This window comes from Mesorhizobium sp. M2A.F.Ca.ET.037.01.1.1 (assembly GCF_003998075.1).
In the GTDB taxonomy this organism is placed as follows: domain Bacteria; phylum Pseudomonadota; class Alphaproteobacteria; order Rhizobiales; family Rhizobiaceae; genus Mesorhizobium.
On the sequence record NZ_RZSA01000229.1, the window covers coordinates 1 to 7,647 of the forward strand.

Annotated in this window: 9 protein-coding genes and 1 pseudogene; all 10 read left to right on the forward strand. The window is 61.6% G+C overall.

The window, feature by feature from the left end; all coding sequences use genetic code 11:
* Positions 1-264, forward strand: a pseudogene (locus EOA27_RS40665) (hypothetical protein); the annotation flags it as partial.
* A 98-nt stretch (positions 265-362) separates the two neighbouring features.
* On the forward strand, positions 363-932 hold the full coding sequence (locus tag EOA27_RS13810; protein ID WP_127256494.1) for a head decoration protein: 570 nt from the start codon (positions 363-365) through the stop codon (positions 930-932).
* A 33-nt stretch (positions 933-965) separates the two neighbouring features.
* On the forward strand, positions 966-2,048 hold the full coding sequence (locus EOA27_RS13815) for a major capsid protein (protein WP_127256496.1): 1,083 nt from the start codon (positions 966-968) through the stop codon (positions 2,046-2,048).
* Positions 2,049-2,065: 17 nt separating this feature from the next.
* Positions 2,066-2,395, forward strand: coding sequence for a hypothetical protein (locus tag EOA27_RS13820; protein WP_127256498.1), 330 nt, complete (start codon positions 2,066-2,068; stop codon positions 2,393-2,395).
* Positions 2,396-2,398: 3 nt separating this feature from the next.
* Entirely contained in the window at positions 2,399-2,965 is a 567-nt protein-coding gene (locus EOA27_RS13825; protein WP_127256500.1) for a hypothetical protein, read from the forward strand.
* On the forward strand, positions 2,958-3,527 hold the full coding sequence (locus EOA27_RS13830; protein WP_127256502.1) for a phage baseplate assembly protein V: 570 nt from the start codon (positions 2,958-2,960) through the stop codon (positions 3,525-3,527). The genes EOA27_RS13825 and EOA27_RS13830 overlap by 8 nt, the downstream gene beginning before the upstream one ends.
* Positions 3,528-3,547: 20 nt before the next feature.
* Entirely contained in the window at positions 3,548-3,877 is a 330-nt protein-coding gene (locus EOA27_RS13835) for a GPW/gp25 family protein (protein WP_127256511.1), read from the forward strand.
* Entirely contained in the window at positions 3,874-4,722 is an 849-nt protein-coding gene (locus tag EOA27_RS13840) for a baseplate J/gp47 family protein (protein ID WP_127256505.1), read from the forward strand. Before EOA27_RS13835 ends, EOA27_RS13840 begins: the two co-directional genes overlap by 4 nt.
* On the forward strand, positions 4,719-5,810 hold the full coding sequence (locus EOA27_RS13845) for a phage tail protein (RefSeq protein ID WP_127256507.1): 1,092 nt from the start codon (positions 4,719-4,721) through the stop codon (positions 5,808-5,810). The genes EOA27_RS13840 and EOA27_RS13845 overlap by 4 nt, the downstream gene beginning before the upstream one ends.
* Positions 5,811-5,812: 2 nt before the next feature.
* Positions 5,813-7,647 (forward strand): DUF4815 domain-containing protein (locus EOA27_RS13850; protein ID WP_127256509.1); only part of this gene is annotated, 1,835 nt, incomplete at its 3' end.

A 7,647-nucleotide genomic window follows, 5' to 3' on the forward strand; every position in this document is an offset into this window, starting at 1 on the left:
ACGGCAGAGACAGCGCGTTGCGAAGGCCTCGCCGCCATCGCCGCCCAGGCCGACCGCCTCGGCGTCACCTTCAACGTGGCGGAAGCCATCAAAACGAAAATGAGCGTGGCCGACGCCCGCTCCAAGGTTCTGGACGCGGCGGCGGCCGGCGATGGCGAAAACGTCTCGGCAATCGCGACCCCGAAGGCGAAGGCCGAAACGAGCAAGGTTCTCGACGCGGCCGGCAAGTCTTCCGCGTGGAAAAAGGCACTCAAGCGCCACTAAGCGCGGCAACAGGAGATTCCGCAATGTCTACCGTTCTCTACGATACCCGCCGGGCCGGCGCTCACATCATCAGCGAGTCGGCTGGTGAAACCGGCGGCATGCGCTCGCGCGCGGTCGGCGTCCTCGCCAGCGGCGTCAAGTATCTCAACGGAACCGTGCTCGGCCAGGTCGTGGTCGGGGCCGCTGTGGCCGCTGCCAATGGTGGCAACACCGGCAACGCCACGATTTCGGCTGTCACGACCGCCGAGGGCGCGAAGCCCGGCGTCTACAAGGTGGAATTCACCGCCGCTACCAAGTTCGACGTGATCGACCCGGACGGCTTCAAGGTCAAGTCCGGCCAGACCGGCGCCGCATATGCAGATGACCTGGGCTTCACCATCACGGCCGGCGCGACTCCGATGGTTGCCGGTGACGGCTTCACCATCACGGTCGGCGCCGGCACTAAGAAGTACAAAAAGCTGGACCCCGCCGCCGGTGACGGCTCGCAGGATGCCGCCGCCATTCTCTTCGGCGATGTCGACGCCACCACGGCCGATCAGAAGGCGGTTCTTACCGTCCGCGAATCCGAGGTCGCCGACTTCGAACTGGTTTGGCCGGTCGGCATTTCGGCGCCGGCAAAGGCCGCCGCAATCGCAGCGCTCGAAGCAAAAGGAATCACCGTTCGCTAACCACGGCGACGGGGAAAACGAGGAACCGCACCTATGCATATGGACATCTTCAACGACGACGCGTTTTCCGCCGTCTCTATGACCGTGGCGCTTGAAGACTACGAATTCAAGCCAAACCTGATCGGTTCCATGAACCTGTTCACGGACGTGCCGATTGCAACGGAACACGTCTCGGTCGAGCGCCGCGCCGGCAACGTGCTGAATATCATTCAGACCTCGGAACGTGGCGCGCCGCTGGAAGAGGGCAAGCGCGACGGCCGCTCGATCCGAAAGTACGATACCAGCCGTATCGCCAAGGGTCATACCATCCGGGCATCCGAGATTTCCAACGTTCGCGCCTTCGGCACCGAGTCGGACCTCGAAACCATGATTTCCTACGTGGGCCGCTTCGAACAGCGTCTTATCGGCGACGTCGAACTGACCTGGGAAAACATGCAGTTGGGCGCACTGCAGGGCAAAGTTCTGGACGCTGACGGCTCGGTCATCGTGGATTGGTTCGATGAATGGGGCATTGACGAGCCCGAGGAAATCGACTTCGCGCTGGACACCGCAACGACCGATATCGAACAGAAGTGCCGGGGCGTCATCCGTATCATGATGAAGGCGGCTCGCGGCGCCTGGACCATCGGCACCCGCGTGGTCGGCCTGGCTGGCGACGCCTTCTTCGACAAGCTCACCGCCCACAAATCGGTTCGCGAGATCTACTTGAACACCTCGCAGGCGCAGACGCTTGCACGCGCCTTCGGCGCTGCCACTCAGAGCGTGTTCAATGCCGGCTCTTATGCGGTCTTCGATTACGGCGGCATCCTTTTTATCAACTATCGTGGCACGGACGATTTCAGCGACGAGGCTACGCCTGGCACCAAGGCCGGCTTGGGCATCAGGTCGACCAAGTGCAAGTTCTTCCCGCTTAATGCGCCGGATGTCTTCCAGAAGGCATTTGCGCCGGGCGAAGCGTTCGACATGGTCAACACCATCGGCCGGCCGCTCTACGCGATGATGATCCGCGACGAGAAGCGCAACTTCTGGGTTCGCCCCGAGGTCTATTCCTATCCGCTGTACATTTGCACGCGGCCGGAAATGCTGCTCACCGCCAAGGCGACCGCCGCCGGTTAATCCGGCGGCTTACTCCCATGGATTGGCACGGCCTCCTTGACGATATGACCGGCATAGTTCGGGATACGTTCGGCGAGGCCGTGGCAGTCATCTATAGGCGCGCCGAGACTGGCGAAATCAAGCCGGACCTGATCGCGATTTTCGATTACGAACACGCCGAGCTTCAGGCCGGCGGCAAGGTGTCCACCACGTCACGCATCCCGGTGCTTGACGTGCGCAACGCTGACCTCGGCTTTGATCCTTTGCCGGATGACGAAGTGACGATTTCCGGCCAGGGCACTTTCCGAGTGATCGACACTTTCGCGGACTCGTCCAAGAACACAAAGCTGCATCTGCGAAAGAAATAGGCGATGGCCTCGGCACCGCACCCGCGAAAGCTCATACGCGCCGCCGCCGCCAACTTGCTTTCCACGCCGGACGCGAGCACGCCGCCGGTGTTCCCTACGGCGGCAAAGGCCCGCGTCTATAACAGCCGAGACTTTCCCGCCGACGCGCGCATCATGCCCGTGGTAGTGGTCTACACCGGCGACGATGTCATCGACCCGGACTATCGCCACGATGGCGGGGTTCGCCGCCGCTTTCTCAAGCTCATGGTCGAGTGCTACGCGGTCGGCGATGACGGCGCCGAGGCGGTGGACGATTGCGCGCTTGAGGTTGAAAACTGGCTTCACGCAAACCCCACGCTCGGCAATCTGGTCGAGTGGTGCACGATCAACTCGACGGCTATGGCCTTCGCGGAAACAGCCGAGGTCGCGTTGTGGACTGCCGTCCTAACCTTCGACGTCGTCTACTACACGCAACTGATAGAGGTTGAAGGCCGGCGCCCGACGACCGTCATGCTCGGCTATGATCCCGATACCGGCCCCGGCCATGAGCCCGATTATATCGATGTAACGGGGGTGATGCCCGATGCTTGAGCGCCGCGAAAAAGACATCACGGACCTTGAGCGCCGGCTTTCGAACTCGGTTCTTGTGGGCAAGGTTTCGCAGGTCGACCACGCGAAAGCCCGTTACCGCGTCAAGGCCGGCAAATTCGAAAGCGACTGGCTACCGTTTACCAGCGCTCGGGCGGGCGAAACGCGGACCTATGACAGCCTCGACGTGGGCGAACAGGTGGTTATCGTCTCGCCCTCTGGCGACCCCTCTCAGGGCGTCATTGTGGGCTCTATAGCCACCCAGGCGAAGCAAGCGGCGGACAAAGGCAACATTCACCGGACGATATACCCGGACGGCACGGTCGTTGAGTACGACCACGATGCGAAAGCCTACAAGATGGACGTCGCCGAGGGCGGCAGCTACGCCCTCAACATCGGCGGCGGCGCCTCGATACATGCCAGCGGCGGCGCCATAAAAATCAAGGCGCCTGGCGCCATCGACATCGAGTCCGCCACGCTCACCCACAACGGCAAAGATATTTCCTATCTGCACGAACACACCGGCGTTGAGCCTGGCGGCGCGAACACTGGCCCGGTGGCGTAAGGGGAACCGCAATGCTCGGAATGGACGCCCGCACCGGCAAGCCGCTTGAAGGCCTGGCGCACCTCAAGCAATCCATCACGGACATTCTTTCAACGCGCATAGGCACGCGGGTGATGCGCCGCGAGTACGGTTCGGATCTTCCGAACCTTGTAGACAATCCCGTCAATTCGGATTTCGCGGTCGACCTCTATATGGCCCTCGCCGAGGCGATCACCCGATGGGAGCCGCGCCTGAGATTGCGGGAAGCTTCGTTTAATCCACTCGGCGACGGCGCTATAGAATTCGGGCTAACCGGCGAATATTTGCCGGACGGAAAGATCATCACACTTAGCGGAATTGTCATCAAATGAGCGAGGCGCAATATACGCTTGAAGGACTCCCCGTCCCGGCGGTTATTGCGACCCTCTCTTACGAAGAGATTCGGCAAGCTACGATCAACAAACTTGTCGAGCTTGACCCCGATTATTCCGCGTTACTGGAAAGCGACCCCGCGATCAAGGTAATTGAGGCGTCGTCGTATCAAGATCTTGTTTTGCGCGAGCGCGTCAATGATGCCGCGAAAGCCAACCTTCTGTTCTTCGCTACGGGGTCCGACCTCGATCACCTCGCCGCGTTCTATGACGTGCTTAGGCTGGTCGGCGAAACCGATGCCGCCTTGCGAAGCCGCACCATCCTGGCGATTCAGGGCCGCTCCACCGGCGGGCCGGAAGAGCGTTATAAGTTCCTCGCCCGTACCGCTGATGTCCGCGTAAAGGACGTCGCAGTCTATCAGGTGGACGGCGGGCCAAAGCTTCGCGTCGCGTTGCTGTCCCGTGTCAACGGCGGCGTTCCTGATGCGGCCATGCTGGCCGCTGTAGAGGCCGCCGTGACGGCCCCGGATGCCCGTTCGATCAATGACGTTATCGAGGTCGTTTCGGCTACCCAGGCGCCGCAAAACATCGTCTTGAACGTTTGGCTTCTGCCGAACGCGCCTGCCGCGATCATCGGCAGCATGGAAACGCTCATTCGGGCCGCTTTCTTTGACGAAGGCGGAATCGGGTTCGACCTTAATCCGTCTTGGATTTCGGCCCGCGTCCATATTCCTGGCGTCGCCAAGGTCGAGGTCGTCACCCCGGCGGCTCCAGTCATTGAGAATGACAACCAAGCGGCAACGCTCGGCACCATCACCGTGAACCTCGCCGGGAGGTCGCGTTGACGGCGTTGCATCTTCTCCCAAACAACGCCTCGCCCTTTGAGCGCGCGCTATCCATGTCACTGGATAGGACGCCCGATTTCGGCGCGATCATTGATAGTATCGCTGGCTTGAAATACGGCGTAATCCCGGCCGCCTTCTCGCCCTGGGTTGTGGCGGAATACGGGCTTGGCCCGATATCCGAGTATTTCGAAAGCGACGCAGAAATCATCGCCGCCGGCATCCCGTGGCAGCGGGTCCGGGGCACCCCTGCGGCTGTCCTGGCCGCACTGTCCTGGCTTGGCTACACCTCGCCCTCAATCGAGGATCAGAACGAACGGCGCCGTAAGTGGAACCGCTATCAGGTCGCCATGGGTTTGGTGCCTGAAGCTGAATTGCCAGTGCTTCGCGACGCCGAATATCTGGTCGGAATTTCGGACCCGGCCCGCTCGGCGTTCATACGCGGCTGGCACGGCTACAACGTCCGCGCCCTCGAATGGAGCGAACAGAAATGGGGCGAATCCCTTTGGGGTGACGACAGCGGCATTCGTCTTGACGGCGGAACGGTGAAGTGGAGCCACGGCGAAGACCTCACCGCCAGCATTGTGGCAACCTCGGAAGAGCGCGAAGCCCTCGGGGTTAACGTCTCGGTCGGCGACGTGCTGCAATGGGGTGCGTTCCCGTGGACGGCGCCCGGCATTTCATGGAACGGCGTTACTGATGCCGGGGCCTTCAAGTCGTTTCTGCTGTCCGGCCTGTCCGTTTACGTGGCCTTCTATGACGCCGCCGGCCAGGTCATCGGCTACCGCCGTCCCGTAGCCGTTCGGGACGTGACCGCGAACCATGACTCGGCGCCGGGCCAGGTGTTCTTTCAAGTCGAGGTGCGAACCGACTTCGGCGATAGCGAGGGCGAGCAATGCGCTTCCGTGGGGCTGGTTTTCCGCGCTCACAACGCTAACGCCGCGAAGCCTGGCAAGCTTTGGCTCGAGCCGCAAGAAATCGCCTTTGAGGCCGGCTATGACCCCGCCGATATGAAGATCGGCGCCGTCCCGGTCGACTTCACCTTCCGGCGGACCGTCCGCCAGCACGTCACCATCGAATTGGAAATCTGAAAATGGCGAACGAACAATATCTGATCTTCGACAAGGCGACTCGTCCCGACCTGGCCGATATTTATGACCGTTCGCAGGCTAGCCCGCCGCGCGAGCGGGTGTTGATGCGCGAGCGCAAATTTGCGCAAGGCGCCGAATTCAACGAAGCGTTTTCTATCGAGGCGAGGAAGCGAACCAACATCGGCAACATGGTTGCCAGTGACGGCGACCGCCGCAAGGGTTGCGAAATCATTGTGGACCCGTTCACCGGCGACGCGACGCTGGCGGCCGGTGAGGTGTACGTGCGAGGCGATATCCGCCCGGTTGGCGAGGCCAGCTTTGCGGGCCTGCCGATTGTGGGCGATGTCGTCGTCGGTGTTCGCGTTTTGCAAACGGTTGTGACGCATGAGGAAGACGAGTCCTTGCTCGGCCTGCACGAGGAAGCGATTGTTTCTTACGGCGAACCTGGCGCGGCGCGCGAAGAGCTTTCGCTTGCGTGGGGTTGGGATGGCGACGGCCAGGCCGGCGCCCTTTATCGCGTCTACCAGATCCGCGACGGCTTCGTTGTCGACCAAACCCCGCCGCCCTCGCTGTCCGGGTTTAACGCCGCAATGGCGGCTCAAGACTATGACGCGCACGAAAACTACGTCGCTCGCGGTTGCCGGGTAACGGCGCTCGGCCTGTCCGGCGGAAAACAATGGTTCTCTATCGAGGAAGGCACTGCAAATATTCTCGGATACAAGCGGACCCGGAACACCGCGACTCGCTTCGGCCAGCCCGAAGAGCCAGATATTCTCAACATTGCCTCGGAACCGCATACGTTTGACGATGGCGGCACCGGGACCGCGACCATCGCGCTCAACCGCTCGCCGATCAATTCGGTCGCGCAAGTCATCGTGACGAAGGAGGTTACCGAAACCATCGTGCGCGGCGCGGTCGCGAACACGACCGACTTGCTCGGGCACACCGGCGTGGTGTCTATCTCGCTTGTGAAGCAAGGCGCCACGACCTACGCCTCGCCCGCCAGCTACACGCGCAACGGCGACCGTATCGATTGGTCGCCGGCTGGCCCGGAACCGGCGCCCGGCTCTTCCTTCGATATCACCTATCGTTACCTCGACGCCGTGGTGCCCTCGGTTGTCACGCCTACCGGCATCACCATTTCCGGCGGCGTCACGGGCGGCAACGTGTTCGTGAGCTACAACTTTAATCTGCCGCGCCACGACCTCATCTGTCTCGATAGGGACGGAAATGTCGTTTACCTCAAGGGCATTCCCGCCGTTGAGCAACCGCAGCCGCCGGCCCCGCCCGCCACGTTGCTCGCGCTTTGCGTGGTCGAAAACGATTGGTTCGGAACGCCTGCCATCATCAACAACGGCACGCGGTCGCTTCCGTTCTGGCAACTCCAACGCATGTATGACCGCCTTGTCGACGCCATCGACCTGATAGCGCTGGCGCGCCTGCAAATGGACATTTCCGCGCGTGAGCCAGTGGCGAAAAAGGGCGTGTTCGTGGACCCGCTCAATGACGACCGCTACCGCGATGCCGGCGAGGCGCAGAACGGGGCGGTTTTCAACGGCTCATTCCAGATTCCGATCATCCCGAGCTTCCAAGCCTTTTCGATGGCGGCCCCGGCGTGCCTCACCTACACGGAAGAGCCGCTTATCTTGCAAGAGGCCGTGACGGGTTGCACGAAGATCAATCCTTATCAGTCATTCGCGCCGCTTCCGGCGAAAATGTACCTGACACCTACTCAAGATTTCTGGACGGAAACGCAAGACGAGTCGCTTTCGCCGATTACCCAGGTGTTCGGCCAGGGCAACCGTTCCCGCGTCACCAATGTCGAGGTCATCACGTC

What these genes read in the sequence shown, in the direction of transcription:
- EOA27_RS13835 (WP_127256511.1), top strand. Translation starts at nt 3,548, where the DNA reads ATGGACGCCCGCACCGGCAAGCCGCTTGAAGGCCTGGCGCACCTCAAG.
- EOA27_RS13815 (WP_127256496.1), top strand. Translation starts at nt 966, where the DNA reads ATGCATATGGACATCTTCAACGACGACGCGTTTTCCGCCGTCTCTATG.
- EOA27_RS13825 (WP_127256500.1), top strand. Translation starts at nt 2,399, where the DNA reads ATGGCCTCGGCACCGCACCCGCGAAAGCTCATACGCGCCGCCGCCGCC.
- EOA27_RS13820 (WP_127256498.1), top strand. Translation starts at nt 2,066, where the DNA reads ATGGATTGGCACGGCCTCCTTGACGATATGACCGGCATAGTTCGGGAT.
- EOA27_RS13830 (WP_127256502.1), top strand. Translation starts at nt 2,958, where the DNA reads ATGCTTGAGCGCCGCGAAAAAGACATCACGGACCTTGAGCGCCGGCTT.
- EOA27_RS13840 (WP_127256505.1), top strand. Translation starts at nt 3,874, where the DNA reads ATGAGCGAGGCGCAATATACGCTTGAAGGACTCCCCGTCCCGGCGGTT.
- EOA27_RS13810 (WP_127256494.1), top strand. Translation starts at nt 363, where the DNA reads ATGCGCTCGCGCGCGGTCGGCGTCCTCGCCAGCGGCGTCAAGTATCTC.